This window comes from Odoribacter sp. AF15-53, from assembly GCF_003479425.1.
Lineage (GTDB): Bacteria > Bacteroidota > Bacteroidia > Bacteroidales > Marinifilaceae > Butyricimonas.
Genome location: NZ_QUHC01000007.1, coordinates 79,210 through 96,660, shown reverse-complemented (window position 1 = coordinate 96,660; position 17,451 = coordinate 79,210). Strand labels below are relative to the sequence as shown.

Annotated in this window: 15 protein-coding genes; 7 read left to right on the top strand and 8 right to left on the bottom strand. The window is 43.2% G+C overall.

Features of this window, described 5'->3' with window-relative positions:
• The first annotated feature begins 19 nt into the window (after positions 1-19).
• The 6 genes from DWW52_RS14610 (at position 20) to rsxA (ending at position 5,307) form a co-directional block, all read left to right on the top strand.
• Positions 20-877: a Fe-S cluster domain-containing protein gene (locus DWW52_RS14610; RefSeq protein WP_118716245.1), complete on the top strand. Its 858-nt coding sequence runs from the start codon at positions 20-22 to the stop codon at positions 875-877.
• Positions 878-1,005: 128 nt separating this feature from the next.
• Positions 1,006-2,337 carry an electron transport complex subunit RsxC gene (gene rsxC, locus DWW52_RS14605; RefSeq protein ID WP_118716354.1) on the top strand — a complete coding sequence of 444 codons (1,332 nt, stop codon included), beginning with the start codon at positions 1,006-1,008 and terminating at the stop codon, positions 2,335-2,337.
• A gap of 70 nt (positions 2,338-2,407) precedes the next feature.
• Complete coding sequence (locus tag DWW52_RS14600; RefSeq protein WP_118716244.1) at positions 2,408-3,382, top strand: RnfABCDGE type electron transport complex subunit D; 975 nt, start codon at positions 2,408-2,410, stop codon at positions 3,380-3,382.
• A gap of 76 nt (positions 3,383-3,458) precedes the next feature.
• Positions 3,459-4,043 carry an RnfABCDGE type electron transport complex subunit G gene (locus DWW52_RS14595; RefSeq protein WP_118716243.1) on the top strand — a complete coding sequence of 195 codons (585 nt, stop codon included), beginning with the start codon at positions 3,459-3,461 and terminating at the stop codon, positions 4,041-4,043.
• Positions 4,044-4,072: 29 nt separating this feature from the next.
• A complete protein-coding gene (locus tag DWW52_RS14590; protein ID WP_118716242.1) occupies positions 4,073-4,660 on the top strand; it encodes an RnfABCDGE type electron transport complex subunit E in 588 nt (195 codons plus the stop codon).
• A 74-nt stretch (positions 4,661-4,734) separates the two neighbouring features.
• A complete protein-coding gene (gene rsxA / locus DWW52_RS14585) occupies positions 4,735-5,307 on the top strand; it encodes an electron transport complex subunit RsxA (protein ID WP_118716241.1) in 573 nt (190 codons plus the stop codon).
• Positions 5,308-5,344: 37 nt separating this feature from the next.
• On the opposite strand, the gene DWW52_RS14580 is transcribed toward rsxA, so the two are convergent.
• On the bottom strand, positions 5,345-6,013 hold the full coding sequence (locus DWW52_RS14580) for an HAD family phosphatase (protein WP_118716240.1): 669 nt from the start codon (positions 6,011-6,013) through the stop codon (positions 5,345-5,347).
• Positions 6,014-6,315: 302 nt separating this feature from the next.
• Here DWW52_RS14580 and DWW52_RS14575 point away from each other — a divergent pair, with 302 nt between their 5' ends.
• Positions 6,316-7,719: a CCA tRNA nucleotidyltransferase gene (locus tag DWW52_RS14575; RefSeq protein WP_118716239.1), complete on the top strand. Its 1,404-nt coding sequence runs from the start codon at positions 6,316-6,318 to the stop codon at positions 7,717-7,719.
• Between the two features lie 145 nt (positions 7,720-7,864).
• Here the strand turns inward: DWW52_RS14575 and DWW52_RS14570 are convergent, their stop codons facing one another.
• The 7 genes from DWW52_RS14570 to DWW52_RS14540 all read right to left on the bottom strand — a co-directional run bounded on the left by DWW52_RS14570 (position 7,865) and on the right by DWW52_RS14540 (position 17,406).
• On the bottom strand, positions 7,865-8,767 hold the full coding sequence (locus DWW52_RS14570; protein ID WP_118716238.1) for a serine protease: 903 nt from the start codon (positions 8,765-8,767) through the stop codon (positions 7,865-7,867).
• Positions 8,768-8,863: 96 nt separating this feature from the next.
• Positions 8,864-10,030 carry a TlpA disulfide reductase family protein gene (locus tag DWW52_RS14565; protein WP_118716237.1) on the bottom strand — a complete coding sequence of 389 codons (1,167 nt, stop codon included), beginning with the start codon at positions 10,028-10,030 and terminating at the stop codon, positions 8,864-8,866.
• A 5-nt stretch (positions 10,031-10,035) separates the two neighbouring features.
• Positions 10,036-10,569 (bottom strand): TlpA disulfide reductase family protein, encoded by a 534-nt coding sequence (locus tag DWW52_RS14560; protein WP_118716353.1) that lies wholly within the window; start codon positions 10,567-10,569, stop codon positions 10,036-10,038.
• Between the two features lie 79 nt (positions 10,570-10,648).
• Positions 10,649-11,737, bottom strand: coding sequence for a thioredoxin family protein (locus DWW52_RS14555; protein ID WP_233556930.1), 1,089 nt, complete (start codon positions 11,735-11,737; stop codon positions 10,649-10,651).
• A 299-nt stretch (positions 11,738-12,036) separates the two neighbouring features.
• Positions 12,037-12,603 carry a hypothetical protein gene (locus DWW52_RS14550; RefSeq protein WP_118716236.1) on the bottom strand — a complete coding sequence of 189 codons (567 nt, stop codon included), beginning with the start codon at positions 12,601-12,603 and terminating at the stop codon, positions 12,037-12,039.
• A gap of 7 nt (positions 12,604-12,610) precedes the next feature.
• The gene (locus DWW52_RS14545) at positions 12,611-14,086 is read right to left on the bottom strand and encodes a RagB/SusD family nutrient uptake outer membrane protein (RefSeq protein WP_158582611.1); all 1,476 of its coding nucleotides are present in this window, start codon (positions 14,084-14,086) and stop codon (positions 12,611-12,613) included.
• Positions 14,087-14,097: 11 nt separating this feature from the next.
• Positions 14,098-17,406: a SusC/RagA family TonB-linked outer membrane protein gene (locus tag DWW52_RS14540; RefSeq protein WP_158582610.1), complete on the bottom strand. Its 3,309-nt coding sequence runs from the start codon at positions 17,404-17,406 to the stop codon at positions 14,098-14,100.
• Positions 17,407-17,451: the final 45 nt, after the last annotated feature.

The window sequence follows — 17,451 nt, the reverse complement described above, 5'->3', positions numbered from 1 at the left end:
GAGACAAAACAAATACCTTATGATGACTACTACCATTATTTACACCATTATTTCTTTATGCGCCATAGGAGTCGCGTCTGCTGTGATTCTTTATTTTGTCGCGCAAAAGTTCAAGGTCGAGGAAGACCCTAGAATTGATACCGTGGAAAGCATTTTACCCGGGGCAAATTGTGGCGGATGCGGCAAACCCGGGTGTAGGGGATTCGCGGAAGCCACGGTAAAAGCCACTACGTTGGATGGACTGTTTTGTCCGGTTGGAGGAGCGGAAACGATGGCGAAAGTTGCAACAGCTTTAGGCATGGAAGTAACTGCCCAGACCCCGCAAATAGCCGTTGTAAGATGCAATGGCACGTGCGAGCATCGCCAGCGTACCAGCCAATACGACGGTTACAAATCATGCGCTATCGAACATTCCCTTTACCGGGGAGAGACCGATTGCACGTTCGGTTGCCTGGGATGCGGGGATTGCGTGACGGCCTGTCCGTTTGATGCCATTCACATGGATACCAACGGTCTACCGGTCGTTACTGACGAGAAGTGCGTGGCTTGTGGTGCTTGCGTGAAAGCCTGTCCGAGAAACATCATCGAGTTGCGAAACAAAGGGCCGAAAGATCGGCGAGTCTTCGTTTGCTGCGTGAACAAGGACAAGGGAAATATCGCCCGCAAAGCCTGTACAGTGGCTTGTATCGGATGTGGCAAGTGCGTGAAAGAATGCCCATTTGAGGCCATAACCCTCGAAAACAACCTGGCATACATCGACTTCCGCAAATGTAGACTTTGCCGGAAATGCGTCAGCGTTTGCCCGACTCATGCCATTCATGAAGTGAACTTCCCTCCGCGAAAAATCACGGAACCCGCGGAAGAAAAACAAATTTAGAATATTAAATATTCTGAGATTACCGATTGTATGATTCAGTGATTATAAAGAGCGAGGGAAACGTGCGAGGAAATCACTTAATCTAAAATCAACAAATTAAAAAGGCTATTAATCTAAAATTGAATACCGTGCTCAAGACATTTAAAATTGGAGGTGTACACCCGCCAGAAAATAAATTATCAGCACAAGGGGAAATCATCACTCTTCCCCTCCCCGAACAAGTAATCATTCCATTATCACAGCATATCGGGGCTCCCGCCACACCCGTGGTAAAAAAGGGTGATCAGGTAAAAGTAGGACAACTCATCGGTCAGGCTGCCGGTTTTATCTCGGCAAATATTCACAGTTCCGTTTCAGGAACCATCGTGTCGCTTGATCCCGTGATAGATGCCAGCGGTTACCCGCGCCCGGCGATCACGATCAAGGTCGAGGGAGACGAATGGGATGAGAATATACTGAAAGACCCGGCCTCCAAACATCCCGGTGATTTCACAAAAGAAGAGATCTTAAAAGCTATCAGCGCGGCCGGAATCGTCGGCATGGGTGGTGCAACCTTCCCGACACAGGTAAAACTATCCCCTCCTCCCGGAAGTACGGCCGAAGTACTCATTATTAACGGGGTGGAATGCGAGCCTTACCTCACGGCAGACCATCGCCTGATGCTGGAACACGGCAAAGAACTGATCACGGGAATCGAATTGATCATGAAAGCCCTGGGCGTGAAACGCGCGATCGTGGGTATCGAGAATAACAAAAAAGACGCCATCGAAGAACTGGGAAAACACGCCAGATTGGCCGAAGGCATCGAAATTTGCCCGTTAAAAATACAATACCCTCAAGGAGGTGAAAAACAACTCATCCAGGCTGTCACGGGAAAATTCGTCCCGTCCGGAGGGCTTCCGATCGCTGTCGGAGCCGTGGTACAAAACGTGGGTACAGTCTACGCCGTCTATGAAGCCGTGATGAAAAACAAACCGCTATTCGAGCGAGTAGTAACAGTTACCGGAAAAGCATTGAAAGAGCCGGGTAACTATCTCTGCCGCATCGGAACCCCAATTTCCCAATTGATAGAAGCAGCCGGAGGTCTTCCCGAAAACACAGGTAAGGTGATTGGTGGTGGGCCCATGATGGGAAAAGCATTGACGAACACGAATATTCCCGTCACGAAAGGGACGAGTGGAATTTTGCTCATGCGTCAGGAAGAATCTTCCCGCAAAGAATACCGGAATTGCATCCGTTGTTCGAAGTGCGTCAACGTGTGTCCCATGGGGTTGGAACCCTATTATTTGATGTTGCTCGGAGAACACGCCAAACTAGAGGCACTGGAAGCAGAGAAAGTAATGGATTGCATCGAATGCGGTTCATGCAGTTTCACCTGTCCGGCCAATCGTCCTTTACTTGACGTGATCCGTTTGGCTAAAGCCAAAACCGGACAAATGATACGTGCGAGAAAAAACTAAATCAATTTTAAATTGTAGATTGTAAATTTATCTTTCTTCAATTTAAAATCTAAAATCTAAAATAATTAGTATGAGTAATTTCACCATATCCCCCTCCCCCCACATTCACGGCGGGGATTCGATAGAAAAAAACATGTACGGCGTGCTCATCGCATTGATCCCTACATTTATCTTTTCTATCGTGTTTTTCGGGCTGGGAGCTATTCTGGTAACCCTGACCTCGGTAGTAGCCTGTCTCGTATTCGAATACGTTATCCAAAAATATCTTATGAAACAACGTCCCACGATATGGGACGGATCGGCCATCATCACGGGTGTTTTGCTGGCTTTCAACCTTCCCTCCTCGCTCCCGTTGTGGATCGTGGTAATCGGGGCTCTCGTTGCCATCGGAATCGGTAAAATGAGTTTCGGAGGATTAGGAAACAATATTTTCAACCCCGCACTCGTGGGACGTGTATTCCTGTTGATCTCGTTCCCGGTACAGATGACCTCTTGGCCCGTTCCGAACGGATTCGCAACCACGGATGCCGTAACCGGGGCTACCCCATTAGCTCTCGTGAAAGAGGCCGTTAAAAGCGGACAGACCATCAGTGACGCACTCGCCTCCGGTGGGTTCACCACGGGTAACCTGATTATCGGTAATATCGGGGGTAGCTTGGGAGAAGTAGCCGCTCTCGGACTTCTGCTCGGGTTCGCTTACATGCTGATCCGGAAAATCATTAGCTGGCACATCCCGATCGCTATTTTTGCCACCGTGATCGTGTTCTCCGGAATCTTGAATCTGGCAAACCCGGAACATTTTGCCGGCCCTATTTTCCATCTCTTCACGGGAGGTATGATGTTGGGAGCAATCTTTATGGCCACGGATTACGTAACCTCTCCCATGACACATAAAGGAATGCTTATTTACGGTGTCGGGATCGGGTTATTAACCGTGATTATCCGTGTATTCGGGGCTTACCCGGAAGGAATGTCTTTCGCCATTCTGATCATGAACGGATTTACCCCGCTAATAAACAGATATTGTAAACCCGTTCGATTTTAAATTGTAAATTGTAGATTGTAAATTAATTACTTCCGAAATTTAAAATTTAAAATCTAAAATTTAAAATCACAAGACGATGGGAAAGAAATTAGAATCAAGCTTTAAAAATATGGTACTGGTGTTATTCTTGGTAACACTAGTTTCCTCGGCTGCCGTGGGTGTTGTAAACACGCTCACGTCGGGACTGATTGAAAAAGTAAAAATAGAAAAACAAGTACAAGCAATACGGGCCGTTGTACCGGAATTCGATAATGACCCGATGGCAGATACCCGCACGGTAGAAACTCCCGACGGGGGAACACTACAATTTTACGAGGCAAAAAAAGGCGGCAACCTGGTAGGAACCGCCATCAAGACTTACACGAACAACGGTTTCGGGGGAAAAATCTGGTTGATGGTCGGTTTCAATCCCGACGGAACCATTTACAATTACTCGGTACTGGAACACAAAGAAACTCCCGGATTAGGTTCTAAAATGGATACTTGGTTCGTGAAAGGTGCCAAGGGTGATATTACTGGAAAGAACCCCGGAACAACCGGATTACAAGTATCCAAAGACGGAGGAAATGTAGATGCCATCACGGCAGCGACCATTTCATCGCGGGCTTTCCTGGATGCAGTAAACCGGGCAGCAAAGGCATTAGCTGAAAATGCCCAATAATGAAGTTGAATCAATGAAAGAATAAAGATATGAACAACTGGCAGAATTTTACCAAAGGGTTCTTCAAAGAAAATCCTACTTTCGTGCTCCTGCTTGGGATGTGTCCCACGCTGGGAGTTACCACCTCGGCCATCAACGGCTTGGGGATGGGATTAGCCACGGCTTTCGTTCTAGTGTTATCCAACCTGGCAATCTCGCTCGTGGCAAACTTGATTCCCGACAAAATCCGGATTCCCGGCTTTATCGTGATTATTGCAGCGTTCGTTACCGTCGTGGATATGTGTATGGCAGCCTATTTACCCAGCTTACACGAGTCTCTGGGATTATTTATCCCGTTGATCGTGGTCAACTGTATCGTGTTGGGACGCGCCGAATCGTTTGCTTCCAAAAACAAAGCCATCCCCTCCATGTTGGACGGGGCGGGAATAGGCTTGGGATTCACGATGGCTCTAACCTTGTTAGGATGCATCCGTGAGATTCTAGGAAGTGGAAAGATATTCAACATGACCCTGTACAATGAAAATTACGGGATGTTAGTCTTCGTGCTGGCTCCGGGAGCATTCATCGCTCTGGGTTACTTGATTGCATTTATCAATAGAATAAGAAAAACCAACTAATTGTGAATTTTAGATTTTAAATTGTAAACTAAAAACAATCTGAAATCTAAGATCTGAAATCTAAAATTAGAAACATGGAATACGTTTTTATATTTATAGCTGCAGTATTTGTCAACAATATCGTGTTGGCCCAGTTCTTGGGGATATGCCCGTTCCTCGGGGTTTCCAAGAATGTACCCACGGCACTCGGTATGACAGGAGCCGTTACGTTTGTGATGATTCTGGCAACCCTGGTAACTTTTATCGTGCAAAAAACCGTACTCGACCCGCTCAGTATCGGATTCATGCAAACAATCGTTTTCATCCTGATCATCGCTGCCCTCGTGCAAATGGTGGAAATCATCTTAAAAAAAGTGAGTCCCTCACTCTATCAGGCTTTAGGGGTATTCTTACCCTTGATCACGACGAACTGTGCCGTGCTCGGTGTGGCCATCATGGTGATTCAAAAAGATTATAACCTGTTGGAATCCGTTGTATTTGCCGCTTCTACTGCTATCGGTTTCGGGTTGGCATTGACCATCTTCGCCGGAATCCGGGAACAACTGGAACTATCCTCCATCCCGCAAGGCATGAAAGGTACTCCTATCGCCTTGGTAACAGCCGGATTACTGGCTATGGCATTCATGGGCTTCTCTGGGATCGTGTAAACAAATTACCCCGGATATATAAAAAAAGAAAGCATCATCAAATGATGCTTTCTTTTTTATCCATCAAATCTACAAATTCATCATACACGCATCCCGTGAAATCGGGAATGACCCAATCTACTTTTTCCTGTATCTTCTCTTTCGGGTTCGTGGTTGCCAAACCCACAACCTTCATCCCGGCACGACTCCCTGCTTCGATTCCGGAAAAAGAGTCTTCAAAAACACAGCAAGCATCAACCTCCATCTGCAACTCCCGTGCAGCTAACAAATAACACTCCGGGTCCGGTTTGGAACGGGTAATCTTATCCGCAGTAATCATACGCTCGAATAACTCCGTGAATTCGGGATGAGCTTTCATGACATAGGACATTTTCTTGTTGTTCGAACTAGTCACCAAGGCTGTTCTCACGCCATGCTTCTGAAGCACACGAATAAACTTCTCCACCCCCAACACGTAAGGATAATCCATTTTACATTCAAACTCGTCCAATTCCCGGAGAATCTGCTGTTGCAACTCTACATTTCCAGTGAAATGATCCTCTAGTATTTTATCAATCGTCTGTCCTTTTATTTTTCGGTTAAACTCCGGAATCTCCGGGTGATAACGTTTCCCTTGTTCACTCCAGAAATGATCATATTGTCCTTCCGTATCAAGCACGACACCATCCAAATCAAACAATGCTGCTAATCTTCTTTCTCTATCCATAATTTTCTTTAATACATACTTACAAATATATCGAAAAAGAGGTATCCCGGTAAATCAAAATCAAATTATTTGGTCGGTAAGGAATATCTTGATAATTTTGTACGCAGAATAACGTTATGGGTTATCTAAAAAGTCGCTTACATGAACGACTACCCCCTTCGGCTCCCCCTTACACAGGGGGAGAGATGATTACCAAGCGGTTTCCCCGCCTGTGTAAGGAGGGGTTAGGGGTGGTAGTTGAAAGCAAATTAACTTGTTAGGCAAACCTTATGAACCTTATAGACTTTATGGATTAATAATATATGCAGTTAACTCATCCTATTTTTAAAATATTATCCGGTATTGCGGCAGAGAAAGGGTTGGAAATTTATGTTATCGGGGGATACGTACGCGACCTGATATTAAAACGCCCCTCCAAGGACATCGACATCGTTGTCTTGGGAAGTGGCATTGAATTGGCTGAGACGGCTGCCAAACAACTCGGGGATTTAACCGTTTCCGTGTTCAAGAACTTCGGGACCGCCATGTTTCGTTACAAAGGGGTTGAAATTGAATTCGTGGGAGCTCGCAAGGAATCCTATCACCGGGAATCCCGTAAACCCATCGTGGAAGAAGGAACCATTGATGACGACCAGAAACGTCGCGATTTCACGATCAACGCTCTGGCCATATCTTTGAACCAAGAAAACTACGGAACACTTGTGGACCCGTTCGGGGGACTTCAAGATTTGGAGGACGGTATACTAAAAACCCCTCTTGACCCGCTCATCACGTTTTCCGACGATCCGTTACGCATGATGCGAGCCGTTCGTTTTGCCTCACAATTGAATTTCACCATTGATGCCATCACGTTTGAAAGCATTATCGCTAACAAAGAACGGCTAAAAATCGTCTCCAAAGAGCGAATCATGGACGAATTCAACAAGATCATGGCTTCCCCCAAACCTTCCGTGGGATTAAAATTACTGGAACAATCCGGACTGTTGGACGTATTTTTCCCGGAACTATCCGCTCTAAAAGGTGTTGAACACGTGGACGGTATCGGACACAAAGATAATTTCTTCCACACGCTGACCGTGGTGGATTCCGTCAGCCGGGTATCCGATAATCTTTGGTTACGCTGGGCAGCCTTGTTGCATGACATCGCTAAACCGGTAACTAAGAAATTCATTCCAGGACAAGGCTGGACCTTCTACGGGCACAACCACATCGGTGAACGCATGGTTGGCAAATTATTCAACCGCCTAAAACTACCGCAGAATGAAAAAATGAAGTACGTGCAAAAATTGGTTTCTTTGCACATGCGCCCGATCGTTCTTTCTGAAGATACGGTAACCGATTCGGCAGTACGACGCTTGTTATTCGACGCCGGGGACGACATCGACGATCTCATGACCCTTGCAGAAGCAGACATTACCTCCAAGAACGCAGAAAAAGTCCGTCGTTTCATGGCAAACTTCCAGATTGTACGCCAAAAACTAAAAGAAGTGGAAGAAAAAGACGCTGTCCGTAACTTTCAACCTCCCGTTAGTGGCGAAGAGATTATGGAAACATTCCAACTTCCGCCATGTAAAGCGATCGGGGAGATTAAAAATGCCATCAAAGAGGCTATCCTTGACGGCATTATCGGCAATAATCCTGAAGAAGCCCGACAATACATGTTCCAAGTGGCTTCAGAACTAGGAATACACAAAAAGGATATCTAGAAAGTCTCTTTTATGAAAAGATTCTACCCCCTTCAGCTCCCCCCATACACAAGGGAAGGTTGATTCCCAAGCGATTTCCCCGCTTGTACAAGGAGGAGTTAGGGGTGATAGTTGAACGTAAATGGACTTTTCTGACAGTCTCTTCTTATTTTGTTTGAATCAACTTTCTAATTGAACTCACTGGAACCGTTAATTTCACATTCATCTGCAAGTAATAAGGCGGCTGCTGAGAATAATATATTGCCCGTATGCAAGACACCATCGCCACCATATTCCCCCGGTCATCCATGATAGGCCCGCCACTTGATCCCTTGGCAAAATCCGCCGTCATTTCCATCCGGTTGGCAAAAGGATCCGCCGGATTCAACGTAATCGTCCGAGACACAACTCCTTGCGTGTAAGCGTACGGGTATCCCTCCGGGTTACTCAACAGATGCACGTTTGCCCCTACCGGCAGATCACATCCCAAAGGCATCGGGACCAACACATCGCCACGAGTGTCAATCTTGAAAAAAGCCATATCTGCCGCCCGGTTAAAACTCAAAACTTCCGTGATCGGGTACACCCGGCCGTTTTCCGTGGCCACGAACATAATACTATCCCGCGGATTCAACTTCACCTTCGCATCCAGCAATTCCCAGAACACGTGGTAATTCGTCACACAAATTCCATCCTCAGACAACACGACAGCCGTGGCCCAACCGGTAACCATTTCCGGCCCTGCCATTGCCCGCAAATATTTATTCACCATCAACACGCTTTCCCGTCTCCGCTTAATAATTTCTTCCGGCGCCATCTTCCGTCTTTCCTCCCGTCGAGGTCTAACATTTACGGGAGTACTCTCTTTCACCTCCAATACCTGTTTCTTCAATTCGTTTATCCCTTTAAACAACGACATCACACCTTCCCGTTTCAACGAATCAAGTAAAGCCGCCTCCTGACGGGTGTAATCACGATAAACGACATCACCTTTTTGTTGTGCCTGACACTTTATACCGAACAAAACGCCGAACAAAACGACACATAATAATCTACAATAATACCCCATAATTTTAATTTAATTCTGTTATTCATACGTATGACATTTCAAAAAGCAAAAAGAGGTATCACCACGTGCCAAAAATTTCTCTTATTTTCCAACATTCTACCACTCCCTTGATTCAAGAACTTGTTCCAACGCCTTTTCCAACTCTTCTCCTCTCAAATCTACGGCAAGAATTTTTCCTTCCGGATCAATCAAGAAATTACTAGGTATGGCGCTCACCCCGTACAATTTAGCCACATCAACACAAACAACACCCAATCCCGACAATTGTACCCACGGCAACGAATCTTGTTTCACGGCATTCTGCCACGATTTCTCGGAAGAATCCAAAGAATACCCCACGACCGCAAAACCTTTCTCTTTAAAACGCTCGTACACCCTCAACACGTTCACGTTCTCTCGACGACAAGGTCCGCACCACGAGGCCCAAAAATCCAGTAACACATATTGTCCCCGAAAAGAACTTAACATGACGTTTTTTCCCATCACGTCCTCCGCCGTGAAATCGGGAGCCAGATTACCCGGCTCGACGGATAAAGTCGTACACAATAATTCCTTATACTTTCTCCCCGGTATCGAATTTTTTACCTGTTCACTCAACGATTCAAATAAAGGAAGAATCGTTGACTTCTCCCGGGCTATATTATAACTCCTTACTAACCAATCCAACGACACGAGAGATCCTGGGTGACAATCAAAATATTTCTTCTCTACCTCAAACTTTTTTTTCTTGACAACTATATTTTCCTTGTTCAAACTATCTAATGCCTCCCCGTCCCGATCCCGGTAAGCTTTCCCGAATCTCTCGCGATAGTCATCCAACCAATCACGATAAAACCGAATACTATCCGTGTAAACCTGAAAATCATTATTCGAAGGAGTTCCGCTCACCACGGCTCCCCTCAACGTCTTATTTGCGGCAACCCGTATCTCTCCTTTTTCGAGAAACACGAATATCGCATCATTTGTATAATCCACCCCATCTTCAAAAGCCTCCGGCTGTCGTTGATCCCCCCACATAACTCGCATCACCGCCCGTTGCGGATAAGCGACACGTCCTTTCAACATGAATTTGCCCTCCTCGTAAACAGCTGAATCCACCCGGGCACTATCATTCTCTCCCTTGTAAAACAAATAAAGTTTATTCCTAGGATCTGTTTCCGACATCGTGACCGTTAACGTGAACTCTCCTTCTCGTGCAAACCGGTTACAACCACACAAAAGTAGACTACAAATTACCCCTATTTTTATTTTATCAAAAATCATATATCCTACAATCCTTTCAATTTATTCAATATTTTCTCAAATTTCGCATCTGAAGGTTGCGGCAAACTAAAATCTATCACCTGCCCTTTCTTGTCCAACAATATCAAGCGAGGAATCGCTACGATCTGAAACGCTTTCATAAAATCGCCATCCTCCGCCCACCATTGTCTGATAAGTTTATCTCGCAAGAAACCGAGTTCATTTTGCCATCTCCTCTCCGACTGGTCACAAGATATACTCACGAATACAATATTCTTCCCCTTGTACTTTTCCTCCAACCTTTTCAAATTCGGAAATTCCCGCTTGCATGGGTAACACCACGAAGCCCAGACATCTATCACCACATACTTTCCTCGAAACTGTTTCAAGGTAACCTCTTCTCCCTGCATATCTTTAAAAACAAACTCCGGACAAAGATCACCTTTTTTCAATACGGTCACTCTCGCCCCGTCCTCACTCTTTTTTACCTCTTGCCCCCCTCCCCAAAAGGGAAGTAACTCACAGATCACAACAACCAAAACAAACAATATTTTCTTCATACGAAACAATTTGATAAAGTCCATAAGGCCTCTCGAACTTTTCGTCCCGACCTTATGGACTTCATGAACTTTATAATCTCTACAAATTCGGAATCATCGCATTAGCGAAGTTCAGTAGACCATCCTTCAACACCACATTCTTTACCCGTTTGGACAATTCTTTTGACATCTTGTCCAACTCCTTCTTATGAGCATCGCTCCATTTCCCCTTCAACGTCAGTATCGGGTGAAAATACAAATAAGCCAACTTCTCGTCAGACATCGGGATAAACAATTTCTTGCACACGGGCAATGCCTGCCCGGCATCCTTCGTGATCATGGCTTTCGCCAAAACCACGTAATCCGACAAATCTTCCCTTCCCGGTAAGTTACACGCTTCCAATTGTTGCCCAATCTTCTCCACTTCTGTCAACGAGGCATTTTTGTTTCGCCCACGAAGAATATCCTCCAACCGTGTTTCAAATAATGCTGCCAATTTCGCATTCACGGGCTCCACGCCCACGCCTTTTCGGAAATTATCCACATGTTCTAACAAATACTCCATGTTTTCCGAACCGATTGGCGAAATATTAATATCCTCATAAATAAACCAATAAGTAACATACGCCTTCTGACTATCATTCAAAGACTTCACCAGCTCGTTCGAAACAGTCCGAGCTTTATCGAATTGCTTTGTCGCCTGCAAAGCCTTCAAATACGACAGCACAAAACGGGTCATCCGATTCCCGCTAGCGTACAACGAATCCATCTTCACCGTCGAGATATCTCCTAACGCAAGTTTCACCTTGTAAACAAACTCTTCTCCCGTTGAAGTCATTCCAACAAGCGGTTGTATCAAGGTCCCGTCGGCCCTCAATAACAAAAATGTCGGATAAGCCTCCACGCCATACTTTTTCGCTATTTCAGGCCCTTCCCCTTTCTCCATGTCATACTTCACACACACAAACCGCTCGTTCAAGAAATCTCCCACTTCTTTCTGCGGCAATATTTTTGAAGCCATTATCTTACATGGTCCGCACCACGAAGTGTAACAATCCACCAACACCATCTTTCCCTCGCTATTTGCACTCTCCAAAGCTTTCGCCAGATTCAACTCTCGAAAATTCGTCTGTGCAAACAAGCGTACCATTAAAAACATACAGAAAAATAACAATACAAACTTTTTCATTTCTTCATTTTTAATTAAATAATATACAATACATCTCCTTAAAGTCCATAAATCGACCTTACCAGCCCAACTTTATGAACTTTATAAACCTTATAGATTTTACAAACCTCTTTATAAATTCGGAATCACCACATTCACAAAATTCTTCAAACAGACCTTTAACATGGTATTTCTTACTTGTTCGCTCCACACCTTATTAAAGCATCTCGTATTAATTCAGTTTATGTGAATAAGGATATCATAGATAGAAAATAAACAATAATGTTTGGAAGCGTAGTTTTACGCTTCCAAAACTTATATTACCAATTCCACTGTGTAAATTTAGCAGTTCCTCTATAAAATCTTGAATCCAAAATTTTCACCTCATCATTCGGAACTATCTCAAAATGTAATCTATACTTTATACTGAAGGAAACGAACACGGCATTCGGATCCCGCAACAAAATCACCGGAACCAATAACTCCGACGTATGAGGAGGAATCACGTAATATTGCTCCATCCGAGGATCATCAAAAGCCACATAATTTACACCGGGTACGGCCACTTCCACTTGAGGAGTCAATCCCGTATAATAATGGAGACTATCCGAAGCTGAAAGCTCACTCTGTTTTAACGAAAACTTTCGTTCTTTATCACTTACATTCCCCATCACCAAAATCTTGAACCACAGAGTATCTGTCGGTTGGGAAGATGACAAAGATCCCTCCTTATTTGAATTAGGGTAAGGATCGGCATCATAAGGCCCCTCTTGGTCATAATAGAAATTAATTCCATTCGGTCCGGCATAAATAGAAGGAACTTCCGCTTTATCACATGCTCCCAACAAGAAACATGCACAACATATCATTATTATTATATTCTTCATAATTTTACTATTTTACATCTAAATACTCTGCTTCCGGAATAGGCACGATATATTGATTATCAGAACAATCTGTTACAGCACCAATCATACGTTTCACGTTATTTCGTTTATATGTGAAGAAGTTTTGTCCTTCACCCACATACTCCCGAATACTTTCCAATATAATGCGTTCTTGACGATCACTCTCCGTTAATGCAACATACTCTATATTACGAGCAGCACAATATTCTTGATAAAGGGTATTGGCTTCCTCCAACGTACCACACTCCATGATAATGAAATAAATTTCAGGAAGACGCATGATCGGGAAGTTATCCTTACAACTGTTTGTTGAATTTGCTAAAAACTGGCTATATTTATTAATCGTGATGCTCTGCACATTATATTCAGGCAAAATACTTCCATCCGGTGCATACCATGTTCCAGATCCAGTTCTCCAAAAATGTTGGTAACGTAAATCATCCTTATAATTTTCACCATATAACACTTTTCCAAAATCTGGCTCATTCGACAAGGTCGCTCTAGCCCACGCCGAACTACTAAAATCAAATGTCTCACATTTCACACCACAAATATGCTCTGAATAATGCGACAAATCGGTAGTATAAAAACTATTCACATCATCACTTGGAGTTGTTAATTTGAATTGTAATTGAGCCCACGACTCTTGTGAATCCTTAGCTTCCTTAACCAATTGAGCATAACGCAATGCTTCTTCTTTATCTCCAAGCCACAATGCCACACGAGCTTGCAATCCCAACACGCCATAATAATTCATGCGGCTCTTACGGTAAGACCACGTAGAATACGAAGATTCTGTATAAGAAATATTTGTCGTTAAAACAGGATCATACTTCTCCAATAAAAACTCGGCACTATCCAAATCCGCCTGCACGTATTCCATAAATTGGTCAAAAGTATGATATTCATAATTTCCTGCATCATTTACCCGTACATAAGGCAAATACTTTTTCCCCGCCTCCACTTTCGAAGGAACTGGACCATACGTTCGTAACAAATCGAAATGACAACAAGCACGTAATGCGAAAGCTTCGCCACGTACCATGCTATATACTTCCGGAGTTATCTCATCTCGATTAGGAGCCATTTCTTTTAGCAAAGAATTCAAATTAGCGATAATTTTATACGGATATTGAAAAGTATATCCATTTACCGTCTTTTGGGAATCCGTTTGTTCATAAGTATGATTGGCCCAATTATAACCATCCGTATTTATAGCATAAAGATACGTGTTAGCCATATTCTCAACAATACTGTTTCCCCCGAAATATCCGGAAGGCCCATAAACAGTCTGGCTCGCAAGTAAATATGCACCATTTAATCCATATTTTACCCCATTGTCCGTTTGAAATAACGTCTCCGCTGTCATGGAAGTTTCCGGTTGCACGGTTAACCAATCCGTGCAGGCACTCATCATCATCGTTACTCCCAGACCCATTGTATACATAAACTTTTTCATCATAACGTTGTTTTTTAAAATGTACATGAAATTGAAAAATTAGGATTAATGGAGAATGGATAACTGGTTCCTCTTTCCCGTTCTATAGTTGAAAAATAGAAGATATCCGACAAATAAGCCGAGATCGACAAACTTTGTAATCCCGTAGCTCTTTTAAACCAATCCTGCGAGAACATATAGGTAAGATTGATATTATTACAACTAAAAACATTATCCTTATGTACAAAAGCGTCACATGTATATGTGCTTAACTTTCCATAATCACCGTATTTATTTTTATAACGAGCTTGATCACCAACCTGTTTCCAACTATACTTCGTCATTCGACGATCCAGATTATACGTTAATCCCGCATTCTCCCCCTTGGACATTTCCGTCTGGTTTATAGCTTTTCCTCCCCATCTCACCCCAAATCCGATGGTAAAGTTAAAACCACCATAATAAAATGAAGTACTAAAAGTTCCGTTCAACTTCGGTTGATGATCTCCCAAATAAACCAGATCATCTGCATTCTGATCTAAAGTAGTGGTGACTCCATCCTTTTTCAAAAAAACACGTTGTCCTGACGTGGGATCAACTCCCACCGTACGCAAACCATAAATAGCATCCAAGGAACGTCCTTCTTGATATTTTATAAAATCAGTATTCGTTGACATTGATCTGTTATGCATACTAATCCGTTCTTTGAAACCTTCAGACAATTTCACCACTGTATTTTTCCGTTTGGAGAAAGACGCATTCAATGTCCAGTTTACCTTTTTCTCTGTATCACGATATAACCCCACGTTTATATTTCCATCCAATCCCTCATTTCGAATCTTCCCGACATTTCCTATAATACGCTCAAAACCATGAGAGATTGGTAAATTCATATCTGTCAAGGTATTATTGGTTAAATAATTGTAATAATTTAATGAAACCGTTATACGACTATTGAATAATTTCAAATCCAAACCGGCATTATGTTGATAGGTATTCTGTTGTTCCAACTCCGGATTTGCAAACTGATTCAAACTCCAAGCGATACCACCCAAATAAGTATAAGATGAATTTCTGTCGAAAACTTCCAAAGATTTTTCTGGTGAAACAAACATATTTCCCGTTACCCCAAAAGAATAACGGAGACGCATCTCATCAAGAAAAGGCAAATGTTCTTTCACAAACGTCTCATTACTAACGACCCATCCTGCCCCTAGAGAATAGAAATATTGGAATCGGTTATTTTTACCAAAAGAGGAAGCTCCATTATAATTAATAGATAAATCCATAAAATAACGTTGATCGTAATAATAGTTGGCGGTAGCGATCAAGGATGCTCTACGTACAGTACTTTCACTTCCACTAGTTCCACCCGTACTCGGATAGGACATCGACATTCCCGGATGACTTACATTAGAAGAAATATACCCAACCGCACTCCACTGGATGTCATCCGTGGTTGTCTCGCTTAATTCTGCACTAGCTCCCAATGTTACCATATGCTTTTCCCGAAAAATATCATTATAATTCAATGCAAAACGTCCCTGCCACATAGTCTCTTCACTCTCACCACGGGCAAAAGATCCCTTTTTCTCAATATCCGTCACGTACTGAAATCTCGTATGTTCTGGTGGAATAAAAGAATCAGCAGTTTTACTCTTACGATTTAATCCTAATGTTGCCGTTGCTTTCAAATGTGGAGTGATAATAAAGTCAACCATCGTATTACTACGCAAGTTTGTATATTTCGTTTTATTCCACACCCCAACGGCATGATCATATAACGGATTATCAATAGCATAATTACTCGTAGGATGATAAAAACTGTCCACCGGCTTCCCGTTCTCATCATACGGCTCCCAATATCGATTCATCTGTACATAATAGGAAAATTGGCCATAAGGAGAATCCTGACTCTTGTTGATACCAACGGAAAGACTCTGTCGCACGTTCCACTTATCATTACGCCATCCCAATTGCATCATCCCATTGAAATTTTTACGATCAGATTCTTTCATTGAACCTTTGGTATCATCGTACGACAAACTCAACGCATAATTCCAACTTTCTTGACTACCCATAAAACGCAAAGCGTGATTCTGCCCAACACCTGTACGCGTTGGTACTTTCAGCCAATTGTAATTTAACCCATCAGCAATAGCCGCTTCTATCTCTTTATAAGCATCTTCATACTTTTGTCCATTCGGTAAATTCGAACTCAAATTATCCCACACGCCATATAATTTCTCCACTTCAAATTTCTCTGCAGCTGTCATCAGGTTATCATACGTGCTAAAATCCGGAATTTGAAGATTCAAACGTCCTTCGTAGGACACGGTTAAAGCCCCGGCACTCGCTAAAGTCGTTGTAATAATAATTACACCATTAGCTCCACGAGATCCATACAAAGAAGTAGCACTCGCATCTTTCAATATAGTAATACTCTCTATATCATTTTGATTTAAATCCATCACTCGCTCCAAATCTACCTCGAAACCATCCATGATAAACAACGGTTGATTATATTCCGGACGTTTTTTCTGATTCTCCAAGTCAGAAATATCCAACATCGTGGATGCCCCACGCAATTGAATCTCGGGTAGTGTATTCGGATCCGACCCCATTTCGTTATTCTGAACGATCAATAAACTAGCATCAATATTGGCCAATGTCTGAATTAAATTTCGTGAAAAATTTACCTTCAAATCCTCTTTTGTTACGGAAGTTACCGCCCCCGTGAAACTCTCCTTCGGCTTGTTGAAAATCCCTGTCACAACGACCTCTTCCACCTGCTGCAAATCCTCCTCCAACACGATCTGTAAAGTATCCGTCTTTTCAGAGAATTCGACTTGCTGCTTCTTGTATCCCACGAAAGAAAATTCCAACTTCCCTTTCAACACGGGCAAATCAATAGAAAACCATCCCCTGGCATTCGTTGCCGTACCGAGACTCACGCCCACCATTCTCACCGTCACGCCCGGAAGTGGCACTTTTTGCTTATCACGCACCCATCCTTGCACGGTCACGGAATTCTTTTTCTCCTTCGTGTCCTGTGGTTGAATCACGATCACGTGATCTTCAATCTGGTAAACAAACCCGGTATTCCGAAGCACCTCATCCAGAATTTCCTGAACGGTAGCTTTTTGAACATGAAGTGATTTCACCCGGATATTTCTCACATCATCCATATTATAGATAAACGTGAATTCACTACTTTTTCGTATCGTCGAAAAGATATCTGTCAAAGCGACATTCTCCAACGAAAGGGAAAATCTCGCATTTTGCGAATAACTTGCCGCAGACACAGAAACCGAAAGCAAGACGAAAAGACACAAAAATTTCATAATTAATAACATTTTTCGCAGCCTTATTCGCATAAGACCACTCGA